Raw genomic sequence first — 1,432 nt, forward strand, 5'->3', positions numbered from 1 at the left:
TCGACCTTGGCGTTCTGGCTCGACCGTTGCGCCAATAGCTGGTCGTCATGCTGGAAGATGCTGCGGTGCTGTGCACCTTGTATTTCGCTGGCCAAGCGACTTTTACAGTAAAAGTGCTGGAGGTCGGTCTGCTGGTGGAGCGTGGAGGCAACCCGACGGTCCAGAGGATCGTAGCGGTAGCGGCACAGTTCAGTTGATTGAGGGGAGGCAGGCATCTGTTGTACTCCATGTAAGGCCAAGTCCCCTAAGCATTGATCTTTTTACAGAAAATGCCCACTAGCAGAACTGCTAGTGTTTGAAAGCAACTAAAGACCCTTTTACTCATTTAACATCGGTAGAACTGTAAAACCTGACAGTAGCCACCCTGGCCGTTTGAGCGTTTCATTGTTCCCTGGCAGTCAGGGGGGCGCATTGGCGACTGGGGCTGGCAATCAGCCGCCGAGCGCTGGTGGCGCGGGGTGGGGCACAGTTCTGGTTGTGGTTGCCGACGCCCGACTGAACCGCTATCGACTTCCATTGCGAATAGCTGAAACCGTCGCATTGGTCGATGACGAAGACGGTACGTTTGGGCCACTCCGGGAGCTTCCTGGTGACTGAGTAGGCCTGGCGCTTTGATTGTTCAATGATCCTAGAATGCGATTCGGATCCTCCAACGAGTATGGAGGAGGATAGCCCCTGCCCTCGTAATGAGAACCCGATACAATTGTGTCATAAGCCGGCGGCGCATCTGATTGCGAAGTATTGACTAATGGTGCCCGATTCCTACGCGCAGCGCTGGGGGGCGATGGCTGAACAGTCACAGACAAGGTCCTGTTCAACTGACGGCCTCTGTTGTAGTGCGAGTTAAAACTACCAATCGCAACAACACCCGCAACAGCAGCAACAACCGCGAGCCCCGCCTGCAATTCGCCTTCGGTATATACAGCCCCAATTGCGCTTGAAACACCAACAAGGGTGGCAGCGCCGAAAAGCACTAAAGGAACAGGCGAATGCCCAGTCGGATCACTGAGGTTAACGGGATCCCCTGCGACGAACCCATACGCATTCAACCCACCTTCCCCAAACGGACTCAAACTGTCCGGGCTATCAAACCGCATCAACCTGGTGTTATACCGCCGATAGCCTTTACCTAAATCATAGTTTTCGGTCAGCGGGTCGAGCCGTTCGCCTTTGAATCCGAGCAGGCTGGGCAAGCCGTTCTTCGGGGGGCGCTCGCCATAAGGGGTGTAGGCGAAGGCTTGGGATTGCGTGGCGCTCTGCGTATTCAGCACCGAACGTTGCTGATCGGTTGCCAGCAAGGTGGTATCGACCTTGGCGTTCTGGCTCGACCGTTGCGCCAATAGCTGGTCGTCATGCTGGAAGATGCTGCGGTGCTGTGCACCTTGTATTTCGCTGGCCAAGCGACTTTTACAGTAAAAGTGCTGGAGGTCGG

General features: G+C 55.4%; 1 protein-coding gene and 1 pseudogene. Both read right to left on the reverse strand.

The window, feature by feature from the left end; all coding sequences use genetic code 11:
- Positions 1-215: pseudogene (locus tag SOP95_RS31440) on the reverse strand (RHS repeat-associated core domain-containing protein); the annotation flags it as partial.
- A gap of 288 nt (positions 216-503) precedes the next feature.
- On the reverse strand, positions 504-1,432 hold a 929-nt coding region (locus tag SOP95_RS31445; RefSeq protein ID WP_323609507.1), incomplete at its 5' end, for an RHS repeat-associated core domain-containing protein.

This window comes from Pseudomonas sp. YuFO8 (assembly GCF_035065025.1).
Taxonomy (GTDB): Bacteria; Pseudomonadota; Gammaproteobacteria; order Pseudomonadales; family Pseudomonadaceae; genus Aquipseudomonas; species Aquipseudomonas putida_AE.